Annotated in this window: 17 protein-coding genes; 10 read left to right on the plus strand and 7 right to left on the minus strand. The window is 42.6% G+C overall.

What is annotated here, in order from left to right; translation table 11 throughout:
• Nucleotides 1–4: 4 nt before the first annotated feature.
• From MUCPA_RS26615 to MUCPA_RS26625, 3 genes are read left to right on the plus strand one after another with little or no spacing between them, the layout of a single operon-like run.
• The gene (locus MUCPA_RS26615; protein ID WP_008510652.1) at nt 5–1258 is read left to right on the plus strand and encodes a dihydroorotase; all 1254 of its coding nucleotides are present in this window, start codon (nt 5–7) and stop codon (nt 1256–1258) included.
• A gap of 4 nt (nt 1259–1262) precedes the next feature.
• A complete protein-coding gene (locus MUCPA_RS26620; protein ID WP_008510653.1) occupies nt 1263–1937 on the plus strand; it encodes a hypothetical protein in 675 nt (224 codons plus the stop codon).
• 7 nt (nt 1938–1944) lie between these two features.
• Nucleotides 1945–2508 (plus strand): DUF4199 domain-containing protein, encoded by a 564-nt coding sequence (locus MUCPA_RS26625; RefSeq protein WP_008510655.1) that lies wholly within the window; start codon nt 1945–1947, stop codon nt 2506–2508.
• A gap of 60 nt (nt 2509–2568) precedes the next feature.
• Here the strand turns inward: MUCPA_RS26625 and murA are convergent, their stop codons facing one another.
• Together murA and MUCPA_RS26635 are read right to left on the minus strand one after the other, a co-directional pair.
• Nucleotides 2569–3873 (minus strand): UDP-N-acetylglucosamine 1-carboxyvinyltransferase, encoded by a 1305-nt coding sequence (gene murA, locus MUCPA_RS26630; protein ID WP_008510656.1) that lies wholly within the window; start codon nt 3871–3873, stop codon nt 2569–2571.
• Between the two features lie 172 nt (nt 3874–4045).
• Complete coding sequence (locus MUCPA_RS26635; protein ID WP_008510657.1) at nt 4046–4777, minus strand: DUF4290 domain-containing protein; 732 nt, start codon at nt 4775–4777, stop codon at nt 4046–4048.
• Between the two features lie 181 nt (nt 4778–4958).
• Between MUCPA_RS26635 and MUCPA_RS26640 the strand changes: the two genes are divergently transcribed.
• Nucleotides 4959–6557, plus strand: a complete 1599-nt coding sequence (locus tag MUCPA_RS26640; protein ID WP_008510659.1) for a M1 family metallopeptidase — start codon at nt 4959–4961, stop codon at nt 6555–6557.
• 8 nt (nt 6558–6565) lie between these two features.
• Nucleotides 6566–7222 carry a 3-oxoacid CoA-transferase subunit B gene (locus tag MUCPA_RS26645; RefSeq protein WP_008510660.1) on the plus strand — a complete coding sequence of 219 codons (657 nt, stop codon included), beginning with the start codon at nt 6566–6568 and terminating at the stop codon, nt 7220–7222.
• A gap of 203 nt (nt 7223–7425) precedes the next feature.
• Here MUCPA_RS26645 and MUCPA_RS26650 read toward each other — a convergent pair whose 3' ends face one another.
• Genes MUCPA_RS26650 through MUCPA_RS26660 form a run of 3 tightly spaced genes read right to left on the minus strand, consistent with a single transcriptional unit; the run spans nt 7426 to nt 9794 of the window.
• Complete coding sequence (locus MUCPA_RS26650; RefSeq protein WP_008510662.1) at nt 7426–8064, minus strand: uridine kinase family protein; 639 nt, start codon at nt 8062–8064, stop codon at nt 7426–7428.
• Nucleotides 8057–9025 (minus strand): DPBB and LysM peptidoglycan-binding domain-containing protein, encoded by a 969-nt coding sequence (locus tag MUCPA_RS26655; RefSeq protein WP_083839388.1) that lies wholly within the window; start codon nt 9023–9025, stop codon nt 8057–8059. Before MUCPA_RS26655 ends, MUCPA_RS26650 begins: the two co-directional genes overlap by 8 nt.
• 16 nt (nt 9026–9041) lie before the next feature.
• Entirely contained in the window at nt 9042–9794 is a 753-nt protein-coding gene (locus tag MUCPA_RS26660) for a DUF4905 domain-containing protein (RefSeq protein WP_157543990.1), read from the minus strand.
• A gap of 107 nt (nt 9795–9901) precedes the next feature.
• On the opposite strand from MUCPA_RS26660, the gene MUCPA_RS26665 reads away from it, so the two are divergent.
• The gene (locus MUCPA_RS26665; protein ID WP_008510667.1) at nt 9902–10381 is read left to right on the plus strand and encodes a Dps family protein; all 480 of its coding nucleotides are present in this window, start codon (nt 9902–9904) and stop codon (nt 10379–10381) included.
• A gap of 65 nt (nt 10382–10446) precedes the next feature.
• On the opposite strand, the gene MUCPA_RS26670 is transcribed toward MUCPA_RS26665, so the two are convergent.
• A complete protein-coding gene (locus MUCPA_RS26670; protein WP_008510668.1) occupies nt 10447–11970 on the minus strand; it encodes an OmpP1/FadL family transporter in 1524 nt (507 codons plus the stop codon).
• Nucleotides 11971–11985: 15 nt separating this feature from the next.
• Nucleotides 11986–12852, minus strand: coding sequence for a hypothetical protein (locus tag MUCPA_RS26675; RefSeq protein WP_008510670.1), 867 nt, complete (start codon nt 12850–12852; stop codon nt 11986–11988).
• A 99-nt stretch (nt 12853–12951) separates the two neighbouring features.
• Between MUCPA_RS26675 and proS the strand changes: the two genes are divergently transcribed.
• The 4 genes from proS to MUCPA_RS26695 all read left to right on the plus strand — a co-directional run bounded on the left by proS (nt 12952) and on the right by MUCPA_RS26695 (nt 17022).
• Nucleotides 12952–14424: a proline--tRNA ligase gene (proS, locus tag MUCPA_RS26680; protein ID WP_008510671.1), complete on the plus strand. Its 1473-nt coding sequence runs from the start codon at nt 12952–12954 to the stop codon at nt 14422–14424.
• 190 nt (nt 14425–14614) lie between these two features.
• Nucleotides 14615–15754 (plus strand): cystathionine gamma-synthase, encoded by a 1140-nt coding sequence (locus MUCPA_RS26685; protein WP_008510674.1) that lies wholly within the window; start codon nt 14615–14617, stop codon nt 15752–15754.
• Between the two features lies 1 nt (nt 15755).
• Complete coding sequence (locus MUCPA_RS26690) at nt 15756–16175, plus strand: SMI1/KNR4 family protein (protein ID WP_008510676.1); 420 nt, start codon at nt 15756–15758, stop codon at nt 16173–16175.
• Between the two features lie 16 nt (nt 16176–16191).
• Entirely contained in the window at nt 16192–17022 is an 831-nt protein-coding gene (locus MUCPA_RS26695; protein WP_008510678.1) for a TIGR02757 family protein, read from the plus strand.
• Nucleotides 17023–17424: the final 402 nt, after the last annotated feature.

The following is a 17424-nucleotide window of genomic DNA, read 5'->3' on the forward strand; positions in this document are numbered from 1 at the left end:
CTCAATGAATTTGCTTATCAAATCTGGAACTATTACCGATCCAAATTCACCTTTTAACCAACAAACTGCCGATATTTTAATTGAAGATGGCATTATTGTAAAAATTGCCAAGGATATCCAGTCGGACGCCGAAGTATTTGATGCCTTGGGCAAAAGTGTTTCACCCGGTTTTTTTGATTTAAATTGTAATATAGGCGAGCTCGGTTTAGAAACCAAAGAGGATTTGCAAAGCGGTAGTAAGGCCGCTGCCGCAGGTGGGTTTACTGGCTTGGCGCTGATGCCCAATACACTGCCGCCCGTACATTCAAAGTCGGAAGTGGAGTTTATCGTTAATAAAGCAAAGGGTAATCTGGTTGATATTTTTCCCTTAGGCACCATATCGCACAAATGCGAAGGTAAGGATATGGCCGAGATGTATGATATGTACCAAAGCGGCGCCAAAGCTTTTACCGATGGCAAATACCCCGTACAGGATGCCGGTTTAATGGAACGCGCTTTATTGTATGCGCAAGGTTTCAACGGGCTTGTTTTTTCGTATCCGGAGGATAAGGCTATCGCCGGAAAAGCCAAAGTGCACGAAGGGGAGATCAGTACTTTATTGGGGATGAAAGGGATTCCTTCCCTGGCCGAAGAGCTGATGATAGCCCGGGACCTGTACCTGGCCGAATACACCGGGTCAAATATTCATTTTACCACGGTATCAACGGCGCGGTCTGTCGATTTGATCAGGCAGGCTAAGTCGAAGGGATTAAAAGTTACCTGCGATGTTGCCGTACACCATTTGGTTTTAACGCATCGCGATCTGCTGGGCTTTGACTCTTTGTATAAGGTTAAACCCCCGCTGCGTACTTCGGAAGATGTTGATGCCTTAATTGAAGGGTTAAAAGACGGAACTATTGACGCCATTGTTTCGCAACATACCCCACACGAGATTGAGTTTAAGGATGTTGAATTTGAAGTGGCCGAATTTGGGATTATTGGCTTACAAACCACTTTATCATTGGCTTTGCAAGCGGGACTGCCGGTAGAATTACTGGTGGAAAAATTAGCGATTAACCCGCGTAAAATTCTTAATTTAGAAGTGCCAGCCATAGGCGAGGGCCAGCAAGCCAATCTTGTTGTTTTTGACAGCCAGCAGGAGTGGGCATATACTAAGCAGAATAACCAATCCAAATCCTATAATTCCCCTTTTATTGGCAAGCAATTGACTGGGAAAGTTTTATTAACTTGTAACAATAATCAGGCATTTAAATCCTAATATTATGATTGACCCAAAAATTCAGGAAGCTATAAAAAGCTCAATAGAAATTTTCGCAGAAAAGAATGAGCTTAACACTAAAGCTATTCAGGATGATCTGATCAAAGTATTCTCGAGCGATGAGGATTTTTTATCAAAAGTAGATCTTTTAGATGCCGTGTTTGATGACTATCCGCAAATGGAAGCCCTGCGCGAAGTGTTTTTTGATTTGTTGCTGATGAATTTTTTCAGCGCGGATGTGATCAAGTTGGAAGACGATTACCTGGATTCGCCCGAATGGGAGCAGATTGAAGAGGATACCCTTGATCGTGGTACAGAGCTTTTAAATGTGTTGCTGTATTTAAACGAGTGTAAAGACGAAGATATCGAACCTGAACTGGAAGATTTTTTAAAGGAATTTTTGCTGGTTGATGAAGATGAGTTTCAGGATGAACACCGCATCTACGAGGATATTATTGCTAACCAGATCCTGATGGAAACTTCCATTGGCGAAATAGCAAGTGCCGCTGCAAATGTGGACGATGAATCAGAATTGAAAGATCTATTTTATCCCATCATGTGCTTTTTTTATGATGTAGAGCCATCCGAAGAGATCAGAGCCGAAGTGGAAAGAAATTCGGTAGCAAAAGATTTTGATATGGCTGTGTTTAGCATTCTTGAAAACTTCAATCAAAATTAAATTACCAATGGAATCACAATCATTAAATCCAACTAAAATTGCTACCAAGTGGGCTTTTATTAATTTGGTTGCCCAAATTATTATAACTTATGCTTTCCAGCTTTTAAACATGGATATTAATAGCCCGCTAAAATACATATCTTATGTTCCGATGATTGGATGTTTGTTTTTGGCGCAAAAGGAATTTCGTGATGAGCAACTCGGTGGTTTTATGACCTTTAGCCAAGCTTTTTCAGCCGGTTTTAGATATGCTATATTTTCAGGACTGCTTTTGGCAGTTTTTATTTACCTGTATTATTCCATTCTAAGCCCGGAAATTTTGAGTAAGACCTTGGCCGTTTCGGAAAGTGCCCTGGAAGCAAAAGGGATGACAAGTGCAGAAATTGATAAAGCCATGGGAATGACGAGGAAATATGGCCCTTTGTTTTTTGGATTTGGAATAGCGATATGGTACGGTATTGGTGGTGCAGTAATTAGCCTTGTAGGAGCCGCAATTTTTAAGAAAGAAAAATCTATCAACGATATTGAGAAAGAGGCTAACTTTCCTGATAGTTTTGATCAAACCGTATAGAAGAAAACAAATAATATAAAACAAAAGAGCGGCCAAGGCCGCTCTTTTGTTTTATATGGATCAGAGCCTTTTGATATCAGCTCCGAGCGCTATCAAGCGTTGATCAATATGCTGGTAGCCGCGCTCTATTTGTTCAATGTTGTAAATGGTAGATGTGCCTTGTGCCGATAAAGCAGCGATGAGTAAGGATACCCCGGCACGAATGTCAGGAGAAGTCATCTGGATGCCCCTTAACGACATCTGTTTGTCCAGGCCTATCACCGTGGCGCGGTGAGGGTCGCACAGGATGATCTGCGCGCCCATATCAATCAGTTTATCCACAAAAAATAAGCGGCTCTCAAACATTTTTTGATGGATCAGTACCGAGCCTTTGGCTTGTGTGGCAACTACCAGTACAATGCTCAGTAAATCGGGTGTAAAACCTGGCCATGGTGCATCTGCAATGGTCATGATAGAGCCATCAATAAAAGTCTCAATCTCGTAATGCTTTTGCGCAGGTACAAAAATATCGTCGCCGCGGCGCTCCAGTTTAATTCCCAGGCGTTTAAAAACGTCGGGTATCATGCCAAGCTCGTCATAATGCACATCTTTGATTGTAATCTCAGATGCTGTCATGGCAGCCAGGCCGATAAACGAGCCGATCTCGATCATGTCGGGCAACAAACGGTGAGTAGTGCCACCCAGTTCGGTTACGCCTTCTATGGTAAGCAGGTTGCTGCCAACGCCGGTAATTTTGGCGCCCATGCGGATCAGCATTTTGCAAAGCTGCTGTAAATAAGGTTCGCAGGCGGCATTGTAAATCGTGGTAGTGCCTTTAGCCAGTACCGCCGCCATTACAACGTTGGCTGTCCCGGTAACGGATGCTTCATCCAGTAAAATGTAAGTACCTTGCAGGTTTGATGCATCTACATTAAAAAAGCCGTTCTCGGGGTTATAATCAAAGCGGGCGCCTAATTTTTCGAAACCTAAAAAGTGTGTATCTAACCTGCGGCGGCCAATTTTATCCCCCCCGGGTTTAGGTATGGCGGCCTTGCCGAAGCGGGCAAGCAAAGGCCCCACAATCATGATCGATCCGCGTAAGCTACCGCCTTTGGATTTGAAAGCCGCCGAATGGAAAAATTCCAGGTCGATATTTTTAGCTTCAAAAGTATAAGTATCAGCCGCTATCTTGTCAATGGTAACCCCCATATCGCGTAATAGCTCTATTAGTTTATTTACATCAACAATGTCTGGAATATTGCTGATGGTTATTTTTTCGGCAGTAAGCAAAACGGCAGATATCACCTGTAATGCCTCGTTTTTTGCGCCTTGCGGAATGATTTCGCCCTTTAATGGCTTACCACCCCGTATTTCAAATGCACCCATGTTTTTTATTTTGGTTAGTATGTTTTGGTTTTTAGTCCATGGTCAATGGCCGATAGTTCATGGAATATCGATTATGGTTTGTGGTTTTTGGATGATGGTTCAGAGCCATGTTTTCAGTATGATGCACTAATGCTCCAACCATTGACTATTGACCATCGACCCAAAACTTCTTCTAATATTTCCTGCTGCTACTGCTGCCGCCGTTATTGCTGCGGCCACGGTTATTTTGGTTATTTCTGTTTTGTGTGTTGTTGGTACGGGCACCTCCACCGCCGCTACCACGGTTTTGGCCATTGTTGGTACGGCCGCCTGTGCCGCGGTTCTCTTTAACCTGCGGCACTGCGCGGTACTCAACTTTAGCAAGATTAATATTTTCGTCAAGCTTCAATTCTCCGCCGGATAGTTCGTATAAATGCGCCAGGATAGTTTCATCAGCAACCGAATCTTTGTTCCATTGCACATAGGCCATTTTCATAAAGTTAGCAATGGCCTGTACCATATGGTTACGGCGATCAGGCTCTTCAATGCTTTTGGCTTTGCTGATCATGAGCTCAATGGTTTTGCCATAGTGCTTGTATTTGATGCGCTGGTGCGGGTATTTTAAAGGTTCGGGTTTCAGATGGATCTTTTCCGGATCGGGAAGCGGATAAGGAGAATCCACATCGATCTTGAAGTTCGAAATAATGTGCAGGTGATCCCAGAGCTTATGCTTAAAATCGGCAACGTCGCGCAGGTGTGGGTTTAAAAAACCCATCAGGTCTATTACCACTGCGGCATACCTGTTCCGCTCTTCCTTGGTAGGGAGCTCCACAATATATTTGACCATGTTTTGCACATTACGGCCATATTCACTCAAAAGCAGTTTGCTTCTTGTTGAATTATAATCAAAAGTTTGTTGTATCATGTAAATATTTAAAGATTGTTTGGGTTTACTTAGTATTTAATTCCCTGAATGGGAAGGCTGAGATACTTCGGCGTAAACCTGATATGATTTTATTGCGATTGCAATATTACAAAGGTATGTAACATAAGTCTATTGTCAAAATTATTGCTCATTAAATTATTGGTTTTAATATCTTTAACAGATGTTTAACCTCAAACGTTTTTTAATCTGCCTTATTTTGGGGGCCGCTATTTATCGCCCTGAGGCCAAAGGCCAGCTGCCCGGCGCCCCAATAGATGTAGAACACTATCGCTTTGATATTCAGCTGAATGATTTAAATGATGTTATGAAGGGCGAAGCGGCTATCAGCTTAAAATACCTTCAAAATACTTCATCAACTCAGCTGGACCTTATAAAGCAGGACAAAACCGGCAAGGGGATGCTGGTAGAGTGGATTAAAGAAAATGGAAAAAAACTTCATTTTTTTCAAGATGGCGATAAGGTTACCATCTATCGCGCCGCAAAAGCAAATCAGAGGCATTGCTATGTTATTAAATATTCTGGCATACCAGCGGATGGCTTGGTTATAAGCACCAATATTTTTGGGCACCGTACCTTTTTTGGTGATAACTGGCCCAATCGCGCGCATAATTGGTTGCCTTGTGTGGATCTTCCCGCGGATAAGGCTTCTGTTGATTTTTATGTTACTGCTCCCAGCCATTACCAGGTGATTGCCAATGGACTGAAAGTCAGTGATATAATCTTACCAGGTGCTTTAAAACTAACGCATTGGAAGGAAGTAAATAGCCTGCCCACTAAAGTAATGGTGATTGGCGTTGCCGATTTTGCTATCGATCATGTTGGCCTTGTGGCCGGAATACCTGTTGAGAGCTATGTATATCCAGAAAATAAAACTCCTGGTTTTAGGGATTATGCCGCAGCAAAAGCAATATTGCCATTCTATATCAAAAAGATTGGCCCTTATGCCTATCAAAAATTGGCCAACGTACAATCAAAAACAAGGTTTGGCGGCATGGAGAATGCCAGCGCCATTTTTTATTTTGAAAAATCGGTTGGCAGTCCGGATATTGAAGCCCTAATGGCACACGAGATTGCCCACCAATGGTTTGGCGATGCCGTAACCGAAAAAAAATGGCAACACATTTGGCTAAGTGAGGGCTTTGCTACTTACATGACAGATTTATACCTGGAAAATAAGTACGGTGCGGATACGTTGAAAAAACGGCTGGATGATGCCCGGCGAAAAGTGATAGCTTTTGAGGCAAAACGTTTTACACCCGTTGTGGATACGGCAGTAAATGATAATTATATGCAACTGCTTAACGCCAATAGTTACGAAAAGGGTAGCTGGATATTACATATGCTGCGCCACCAATTGGGTGATGCTGTTTTTATGAAAGCGATTAGCAATTATTATAAACACTACAAGGGTGCTAACGCCAATACCGACGATTTGCGCCGGGAGTTTGAAGATGCATCAGGTATAAGCCTGAAAGCTTATTTTAAACAGTGGCTTTATACGGCCGGGCATCCGCATTTAAAAATTACCAGCAGATATGATGTTGATCGCAAAAGTACAGTGTTGCATATCGAGCAAACTCAAGAGCGACTGTTTGAATTTTCGCTCGAAATAGCTACCCGGGCTAAGCCCGCTGTACATACTTATGCCATTAAACAAAGAATAACGGATATAGAATTACCGTTTGCATTAGCGCAAGATGTACTTACATTTGATCCGGGTGTTAACCTGTTATTTGATTACCAGCTGATGCTTAATTGATTATTATTATGCTTGATAAAGAGAGTATTGCCAAACGTATTGCCCGCGAAATTAAAGATGGTTTTTATGTAAACCTGGGTATCGGTATCCCCACTTTGGTTGCCAATTATATTCCGCGGGATATTGATGTGGTATTACAGTCGGAAAACGGTTTGTTGGGCATGGGGCCTTTCCCGATAGCGGGGGAGGAGGATGCCGATACCATTAATGCAGGCAAGCAAACCATTACTATGCTGCCGGGATCTGTTATTTTTGATTCGGCCATGAGCTTCGGCATGATCAGGGCTAAAAAAGTGAACCTCACTATCCTGGGTGCGATGGAAGTATCCGAGAACGGCGATATTGCTAATTGGAAGATACCCGGAAAAATGGTGAAAGGAATGGGCGGCGCCATGGATTTGGTGGCTTCTGCCGAAAATATCATTGTGGCTATGCAACACGTAAACAAAGCGGGCGAATCTAAATTGTTACCCCAATGTACCTTGCCCTTAACAGGTGTGGGTTGCGTCAAAAAAATTGTAACCGAATTAGCCGTGCTTGATATTTTGCCCGGAGGTGGTTTTAAACTCATAGAACGAGCCCCGGGGGTAAGCATTCAGCAAATTAAAGATGCCACCGCAGGTAAGTTGATTATTGAGGGCGATGTGCCGGAGATGGTGATTTGATGTTTGGTTATTGAGTTATTGAGTGTGTTAAAGTTACGAATTATTGATCGCAAGACAATTGATTGAAGCGATATCTTTACATGTTAAAATAGCTTAGTATGCTAATAACAATGGCCGGTAGCCAATTAGTAAAATAGTGACCGAACAACCAGCAATCAATAACTATCCGCTAACCTAATAACCCATTAACAAGTAACTAACAACTAATTCCCCTTCAGCAAATCCTTTAATTCTTTACTTATTTCTTCGGTTATAGCAACTATGTCGTCAATAACGTGGGTGTTGTTGGTAATCACTTTTTGGCACTCGTCTTTAAAAGGCAATAAGTACTCTTTATAAGCAGGCACCACGTGGTGCAGCCACTTATACATTACATCATCGTTAGAGTATCCGCGTTCAACCAAGTCGCGGTTAAGGCGGCGTTTCAGCGCTATTTCTTCATCAGCGTTAATAAATATTTTAAGGTTCAGCAATTCGGCAATGTCCCTGAAATGCAGAATAAACAAACCTTCAACGATGATAATGGGTGCGGGTTTAATTTCCAATATCTTGGGTACCGCATTAGGGTTATTAAAAGTATATTCCTTTTTATAAATCGTTTTGCCGTTCAGCAAATCACTAATATCTTTTTGAAAGTGTTCGTGATCAATTGTACGGGGTAAATCAAAATTGTAGTGCTTGTTTTCTTCGGGCGTCATGTTGTGGGCCACAGGTATGTAGTAATCGTCCTGCGATACCAGGCACACTTCTTCCTCTTTAAAATGTTGTAAAAAGCATTTTAAAAAAAAGGTTTTGCCAGATCCGCTACCCCCGGCAATACCAATAATAAAAGGTTTATTCATTTGGCGTTCCGTAGCTAATAATCACGTGAAAACGTTTATCTATCGCACCAAGAGATTCAGCTACGCTCTTGGTCATTACCATCAGGGCATCTTTAGTACCTTCGGTTTCGGTAAACCGGCCAACCACTTTGGCAAAGGTGGTACGGTTTGTCATGGGGTTGGTTATTTTAATAACTGTACCCACTGGCGCTGTACGGTGCAGTACCAGTTTTTTATTAGGATCCAGGCTATCGTTATCCATCCAGATAGCAACACCTTTTTCGTTTTTTTCATACAAACCATACCGGCTTGATGCTGCATGGTGATTGGCATCCATACTATCCTGCGATACAACCAGGGTAGTATCGCGTTTGGCGACAGGCACAGGGGGCTGTTGTTGTGATGGTGGTGGCGAAGTTGGCGGCGGCGTTGTAGTTGATTGCTTAACTACTTGTTGTTGAGGTGCCTGAGGTGCCGACTTAACAAGCAAAACTTGTCCCGGAACCAGATTGTTTGATTTTAAATTATTCAGGCTGATGATATCGGCAACCGATGTATCAAAACGTTTTGCTATAGCATATAGCGTTTCGCCTGCAGATACCTTATACTGCGTTGCGGATGTCTGCGGTTCTGAAGCCGGCGAACTTCTTACACTGAAATTGTTATTGGCAGCAACCGATTTTTGAGTTGCGGGTTTGCTTACGGCAACTGTTTCTGCAAATGCCTGCTCGGTTGGCACTTTAATAATTTGGCCTATGCTTAATACAGTACTGTTATTATTGTAAGCTATAATTATTTTGGGTGAAATGTTGTATCGCCTGCCAATGGAGTAAAAGGTTTCTTTTGGTTCTACCTTATGGAGAATTACTTTTTTCCCATTTTGATTTTCTACCCCTGTAGAGTCAATTAAATTGGTAGCAAAAAGTGATATGGAAAGCGATGATAATAAAACGGTTAGTAATAAAAATTTAAATTTCATCATTGTTTTTAAACAGCAGTTATAAATTTAAAACCTTTAGTTCAACTTTATTTTTGATATAGATCAACCGGTTTTGATGCATAATAAACGCTTCAGGTTGCAGTTTTTGTATCTTATCAATTAATAAATCCTCATAAACCAAATTGTTGCCTTGTATAATCAGCAATACCTGGCTTAACTGAGCTTCAATTAAAGTGTGCAAAGATACAATTCTAAAATCATTGTACTCCAAATAATGAATATTACCGGTAAGCGGCCCTTTGATATAAGGTTTAAAACCGGAATCTATAGTTTCGCTAACGTGCGGCACCCTGATCTGCGGATCCAGATCCAGATCAATTGACGGGTTATAGGCCCAGAGCGTTGCACCCGTTAAGGCGTCGGTTAAAAATAATTTTTGCGGTTGTATCTGTGTGTGATAGGTTACCGGGCCAGTGATGCTGACGTGGTGCAAGGCATCTACGTAATTGCTCCAGAGCGTAATACCGGTTACGCCATCAATAGCGATTAAACCTTTATGAGCCGGGCTCAATGCCGATTCGTATCCATGCAAAAACAGCACACCATTATAACAAGCCTCTATCCCGGTAAGCCAGCGTTCATCGCAGAGCAAATTGATGAAGTTGGTGTGGCCGTTACTCAGATAAAAGGCCGAGAAAAGGGTTTGCCGTTTTTCCGTATCCCTGGTTTCTATAAATAACAGGCCTTGCAGCGGATCAATAAGCATTTTCCAAATCTGGGCCGCAAAATCAATATGTATATGGGGTTTCAAAAATGTCATGTTTTAAATTTGCACCGCAAATATGCCGCTAAATTCAGAGATTTGGGAGAACATTATAATTAGTCAACTGTTAAAACACAATATATAAAAACCAACCCATGGACGCAAAAGAAATCAGTCTTGAAGAAAAAAGTGTAAAGCCTGTAGTAGATCACCTGAACGATCTGTTAGCCAATTATCACCTGCATTACCAAAAAACCAGGGGATGCCACTGGAATGTAAAAGGCAGCAGTTTTTTTACTTTGCACGTTAAATTCGAAGAGTTATATACCGAAGCATTAACCACTATTGATGAGCTTGCTGAGCGTATATTAACCTTAGGCAAGGCACCTTACAGTACTTTTGCCGATTATATAGCAACATCAAAAATTAAAGAGGTAAATACCATCGGCATGAAAGATACCGATATGGTGAAAGCTTTAATTGAAGATATGGCTACCCTGATTGAAATGGAACGCGAAATTTTAGAGATCACCAGCAATGCAGGCGATGACGGAACCAACGATATGATTAACAGGTTTATGCAGTATAAGGAAAAAAATACCTGGATGCTGCGCTCGTTTGTTAACGAAGATTAAATTTTAGCTTAAACAAAAAAGCTTACTCCGAAAAGAGTAAGCTTTTTTGTTTAATACTTTTTAAATTAAAATCTCATTCCCAGCGTTAAAAATACGTTGTTATAGGTTTTGTCAACATGGGCATAAGGACTATCTGTTGCACTAACCACATAAGGATAAATATTTTGTGAACCGGTTACATTGGCGTAGGTGGCATCTACATAATAACTTCCGGTACGGAAGCCAATACCGCCGCTAACGGTTGTTATATTGCTTTGTAGGGCTGTATTTACATAAGGGCTACCTTGAATGCTATAACCGGCTCTCAGTGCGAATGCGCTGCTAAGCCGTGCTTCGCCACCAAGATGTGCATTAACGGTTGAGCGGTACAGCTTTTTAATGTCGCTATTGTCCTGGCTCGGATTATAACCCGAATTGCTATTGTCGTAACCGTCAGATGTGGTACTGCTGTTGCTTACATGAATAGACGAGTAATCCAGGTATTCAATATCGGCACTTAAAAAACCAAATTTTTGAAAAAACACTGCCGCACCGCCGCTTACTTTTAGTGGCGTGCGTAAACTGTATGATAATGGATAATCTGCAGGGCCGTCAGAATATTTGTTACTGCCTTTGTATTGGGTTGTCAGGCTTTCGCTGTAATCGTCATCAATGGTATACCAGGTTGGGGTGGTAAAGCTAAAACCGAGCCTTAAAGCGTCCACTGGTTTATAAATGGCGCCTAATGTAATACTGGCACCATTTCCTTTAGTAATTTGATCTACCTGGTACTGGGTAGTGTAGTTTAAACCATCTGCAAACTGGTAACCGGTTTCGGTAAATGTATTGCTGGTGTTATAGCGTAAATTAGTTACAGCTATACCAATACCGAGGTACAATTGATTACTATAATTGGCACCCATGGAAAAGTTGAACGACGTTTGGCCGCCAACTGTAGTTGTATTGGTAAGTTGGTTGGTTGGAGAGCTGGCCGAAGCGGCTACGTTTGACCTGTAAACCGGGCGTTTATTATAACCTACACTATCAATAAGGTATTGGTTATAACCCCAGTTTTGGATACTGTTGTCATACGTGGTTGAAGGGTCAGCATCTGCCAGTTCTTTAAAATAATCGGCTATCGAGTTGTTGGTGTTATTACCGCCAAAAGCAGTATTCGCGTAAAAATTATTGGTGCGGTTGTACGATATGCCAAAGTTTAAACTTAACCAGCCCTCGGTTTTACTGGCGCCACGCGGCTTGTTCAGCCTGTTATAAAATACAACGGAGGCATTATTAAAGTTTACATTGTTAGATGTTGCCTGGTTGGCGGTGGTTGTACCTGCAAAATAGTTTGATTTTGCCTGCAAATTATTAAACTCTGGTGTGATGCTCAGTTCAGATTTTGTAAAAAAACCTAAGCCTGCGGGATTACCGCTAATATTGCTTAAATCTCCTCCTATAGCTGTTCCTGCATTTCCAATTGCTTTTATCCGTGAAGTTGAACCTGTTTGAAACTGCGAAAATTTGAGTGCATCGGCAGAATATTGGGCAAAACCGCTTTTTGTGACAGCTACTATAGCTGCCACCGTTAGTATATATTTAGTTCTCATAGGTGTTATGTATTATTACGGTCTTACTGGTCTTGAACTACCATTGCTTCTTTCTCCACCACCGCCGCTGCTACCACCCGACGAACCCGAATTTGAAGGCGGCGGACTGTATGTTGGTTGTGATTGTGGCTGCGGCCTTGATTGTTGAACCTGCTGTTGCTGAGGCTGCGCGTTGTTATAGCCTGGCCTTGCTGGCCTGCCTGAATAAGATGTATTGCCTCTGCCGTTATTACCTGTTGAAAGATTGACAGGACGACCGGCCGGGTTGTAACTTTGCGTTCTGCCATTATTATTTGCATAACCTACGTTGGTAGTCCTGGTACTGTTGCCCGGAAAACCCGTACCACGATAAGGGCGCGCATTATAGGTGCGCCCTACATTATAATAGGATACCGCGCCCCAGTAAGGTGAATAGCCGTAGCCTATGGTTGAACCGTAATATCCGTAGTTGCTGTAGCCCCAATAAGGATCATAGCCATAGTAGCTAAAAGGGTTGTATCCAAAATAGCCGCCGCCATAATAGCCGTAGCCTAAACCAATACCCAGCCCAAAGCCTGAGTAATAAGGGCTATATGAACCGTAATACAAGTCGTTATAATAAGATGATAAAAACGGCGAGTAGTTGTAAAAACGATTTAAGCGCGCCGAGTAACTATCGTAGTAGTAATAATCGTTATCGTTGTAATAATCATTATTCCCGTTATCTTGCTGATAGGTATTCTGTCTAACAGCGTATACCGGCTGCTCGCCTGCCACAGCTTTGGTGCCGTAAACATCGTCGTTTGCATCGGCTTGGGTGGACGCTATTTTATTTTGAGTAGAACAGGAACCCAGCGCTATCGCGCCAATTAATATCATTCCTTTTAGTATGTTCCTTTTCATTTTTATAATTGGTTAAAAGTAAAAGTTTAAATAAAGTATAAATTTATAAATTTGGCGCTAATAATAACATAATTCAATAGTCAAATTTTATACCAAAATATGAGCAAGGGAATCATTAGTAAAGACGAAGATTATTCGCAATGGTTTAATGATTTAGTTGTAAAGGCTGATCTGGCCGAGCATTCGGCAGTTAAAGGTTGTATGGTCATTAAACCGTATGGATACTCCATCTGGGAAAAAATGCAGTCCGTACTCGATCAAATGTTTAAAGATACAGGGCACAGTAACGCGTATTTTCCGCTATTCATCCCCAAATCATTCTTTTCAAAGGAGGCGAGCCACGTTGAAGGCTTTGCCAAGGAGTGCGCGGTAGTAACACATTACCGTTTAAAGAACGATGGTGAGGGCAATATTATTGTAGATGAAACCGCCAAGTTAGAAGAAGAATTAATTGTAAGGCCAACTTCCGAAACCATTATCTGGAACACCTACAGGGGATGGATCCAATCCTATCGCGATTTGCCGCTGTTAATTAATCAATGGGCTAACGTTGTACGCTGGGAAATGCGTACCCGTTTATTTTTACGTACCACCGAATTTTTATGGCAGGAAGGTCACACTGCCCACGCTACCGCAGAGGAAGCTATTGCCGAAACCGAGCAGATGCTGCACGTATATGCCGATTTTGCCGAAAATTGGTTGGCGCTGCCCGTGGTACGTGGCCGTAAAACTGCCAACGAACGTTTTGCCGGCGCTTTAGATACCTATTGTATCGAAGCTTTAATGCAGGACGGTAAGGCACTACAGGCAGGTACATCGCACTTTTTAGGTCAGAATTTTGCTAAGGCTTTTGATGTGAAGTTTACCAGTAAAGAGGGTAAGCAAGAGTTTGTTTGGGCAACATCATGGGGCGTATCCACCCGTTTGATGGGGGCGCTCGTAATGGCGCATTCTGACGATTCGGGTTTGGTTTTGCCGCCTAAGCTGGCACCTATACAGGTAGTTATCGTACCTATCTTCAGGAGTGAGGAGGAGCTTGCGCAGATAAGCGAAGTAGCGGATGCTTTATCCAAAGCGTTGAAAGCCAAAAACATCCGTGTTAAATATGATAATCGTGATACCCAGCGCCCCGGCTTTAAATTTGCCGAGTACGAGCTGAAAGGCATCCCTTTGCGTGTGGCTATCGGCGGACGCGACCTGGCTAATGGCACCGTTGAACTGGCCCGCCGTGATACCAAAACCAAAGAAACCGTACAGCAGCAAGGTTTAGCCGAGCAGATAGAGCAATTGCTGGTTGAAATACAAGACAATATTTTCCAAAAGGCACTAAAGTTTCGCGCTGAAAATACCCGCGAGGCCAACACCTACGACGAGTTTAAACAGATGCTTGATGAAACCCCCGGCTTTATATCCGCCCATTGGGACGGTACGCCCGAAACAGAGCAACGCATCAAAGAAGAAACAAAGGCTACCATCCGCTGTATACCTTTAGACAATAAACTGGAAGATGGTACGTGTATATTAACAGGCAAGCCATCCATACAAAGGGTGTTGTTTGCAAGGGCGTATTAGGTTTAGTCCATGGTCGATGGTCCATAGTCCATAGTTGATAGGTCATGGTCATTGATGAGTCGATAGCCCATGGAATGTTAACCTGTCTTGTCAATAGTCTATCACTATTGACAAGTTTTGATATTGTTAATTACGTATTGTACCATGGTCTATGGACTATCGACCATGGACTTCATTTTAATGAAATGCTATGAAATTCGGAACAAAAGCTATACATGCAGGGCAGGAGCCCGATCCAACAACCGGTGCCGTTATGACGCCGATATATCAAACATCAACCTACTGGCAAAAATCGCCGGGCGATAATAAGGGTTATGAGTATTCGCGTGGTACAAACCCCACCCGTAAAGCTTTGGAAGATTGCCTGGCAGCATTGGAAAACGCCAAGCACGGGCTGGCATTTTCGAGTGGTTTAGGCGCTACCGATGCGGTGATGAAATTGCTTTTACCGGGCGACGAAGTGATAACTGGCGATGATTTGTACGGCGGATCATACCGCATGTTCACCAAAATATTTGCCAACTTCGGTATCAAGTTCCATTTTCTGGATCTGTCCAAACCAGAAAATATTCTGCCTTATCTAAACGATAAAACCAAACTGATCTGGATCGAGACGCCTACCAACCCCACGATGAAGATCATTGATATTGCCGAGGTAGCCAAAATCGCGAAAGCAAAAAATGTATTGCTTTGTGTTGATAATACTTTTGCTTCGCCCTACCTGCAAAATCCGATTGACCTGGGCGCGGATATTGTGATGCACTCGGCAACCAAATATTTGGGCGGGCACTCGGATGTGGTGATGGGCGCTTTGATGATGAACGACGATGAGCTTTATAAAAGGCTCTGGTTTATCTATAACGCTACCGGCGCAACTCCCGGCCCGCAGGATAGTTTTTTGGTATTGCGCGGTATTAAAACCCTGCATTTGCGCATGAAAGCGCATTGCGAAAATGGCAGGCAGATAGCGGCTTACCTTAAATCGCACCCCAAAGTGGATAAAATTTACTGGCCCGGTTTTGAAGATCACCCCAATCATGATATCGCCAAAAAACAAATGCGCGATTTTGGCGGGATGATCTCTTTCACCATTAAAGGAGCCACGCTGGAAGATACCTATAAACTGGCCGGATCGTTCAAGGTATTCACACTGGCCGAATCATTGGGCGGTGTAGAATCGCTGATCAACCACCCTGTAAGCATGACGCACGGCTCAATCCCAAAGGAATTGCGCGAAAAAGCGGGTGTGGTAGATAGCTTGTTGCGCTTAAGTGTAGGTGTGGAGGATGTTGAAGACCTTTTGGATGATTTGAAACAAGCATTGGGATAGGGTGGAAGCCTGGATTCAGAATGCGGTTGTACAATGGAAAGAGGAACACCTTGATTTGAATCCAGGTGCCTCTATAATTGATATTGAAAAAGCAGAGAATCATATTAAGTATAAATTCCCCGATGATTTTAAACAGTTATATTTAACTATAAATGGATTTGTTGACTATGAGTGGCGTAGCAACCTTTTTTCTATATGGTCTTTAGATAGGATCGTTAAAGAGTTTGATGGTTTAAATGGCGATGGATTTATAAGTTTTTGCGATTATAGCATTTGTGTATTCTGTCTGGGTTTTAAAAAAGACAAGTCAGGAGTTTATAGAAGCTATTTATCATTTCAGAATGGGGAAAACGATTTTGTGACAACCACGTTTAAGGAAGCCATAGGCCTGATCAATTCTGATTCAGAACTGCTTTATTAACTGTAAGGCCATAATTATGATTGAAGGTATTAAAGTTTTTCTTGACAGTAAAGTTGCCCAATATAACCGCCCGGAGTTTATCGCTAACGATCCGGTGTCCATCCCGCATTTGTTTACCAAAAAGCAGGATATCGAAATCATGGGTTTTTGGGCGGCTACACTGGCTTGGGGGCAGCGGGTAACCATCATCAATAAATGTAAAGAACTCATCAGCCTGATGGACGGCGCTCCTTATGATTTCATCATGAACCACCGGGAGCCCGACCTTAAAAAGCTCCTTCATTTTAAGCATCGCACCTTTAATGATATCGATACATTATATTTTATTAGTTTCTTCCGGTATCATTATGAGCGGTCTGCTTCATTGGAAACGGCATTTATGCCCCCCAGCCCCCTGAAGGGAGAGCAAATAAGGAAGGGGACGAAGGACGTATTGCCTGGTATACTTACTCCCCCTTTAGGGGGCCGGGGGGCCTCTTCGCTCAATCATTTTCGCCGTTACTTTTTTTCGCTTCCAGATTATCCGCATCGTACAAAAAAACACGTTTCCTCGCCCGAGCAAAAGTCAACCTGCAAGCGCTTGAACATGTTTTTGCGTTGGATGGTTCGTAAAGACGATTGCGGCGTTGATTTCGGCATCTGGAACCACATCAAACCTGCCGACCTGATTATGCCCTGCGATTTACATGTGGATAGGGTAGCCCGAAAACTCCAATTAATTACCCGCAAGCAAACCGACTGGCAAACCGCTGTTGAATTGACTCAGAAACTTCGTGAATTTGACCCTGTTGACCCGGTAAAGTACGATTTCGCGCTGTTTGGCTTGGGCATAGAAGAAAAGTTTTAGATACCGCGTTGCCGGAAAATAACAAAAATCGAATAATTGGGCTCTACGACGTTTTGTATGGGTACTAAAAATTCGCTTTGTAAGCGATATGCTAAACCAAGATTTTGCTAATGATATTTTTCGTGAAATTTCACTACTGTTAAGATTTTATTAAAAAGATCCTATTGATTGTCATTGTTTTATGTCTTTATGAGTAACAGGTTCGGCCAGCCGAAAAAAATAACAACGACGTTTTGAACCACCGTGATCTTTCCGGAGTACGGGCAAAGTGCGCAAAAGCCCGACTGTACGCCGGGCCGGGAGCTGGCCTTGCGGGTGGAAGGATCGGGCAGTCTTGACGTTATTCACCTTTTGTTTGTTTTTTTAAGGTGTTCATGAGCTCCCTCCGGTCGGTTTTTGGTT

The organism is Mucilaginibacter paludis DSM 18603 (genome assembly GCF_000166195.2).
Classification (GTDB): domain Bacteria; phylum Bacteroidota; class Bacteroidia; order Sphingobacteriales; family Sphingobacteriaceae; genus Mucilaginibacter; species Mucilaginibacter paludis.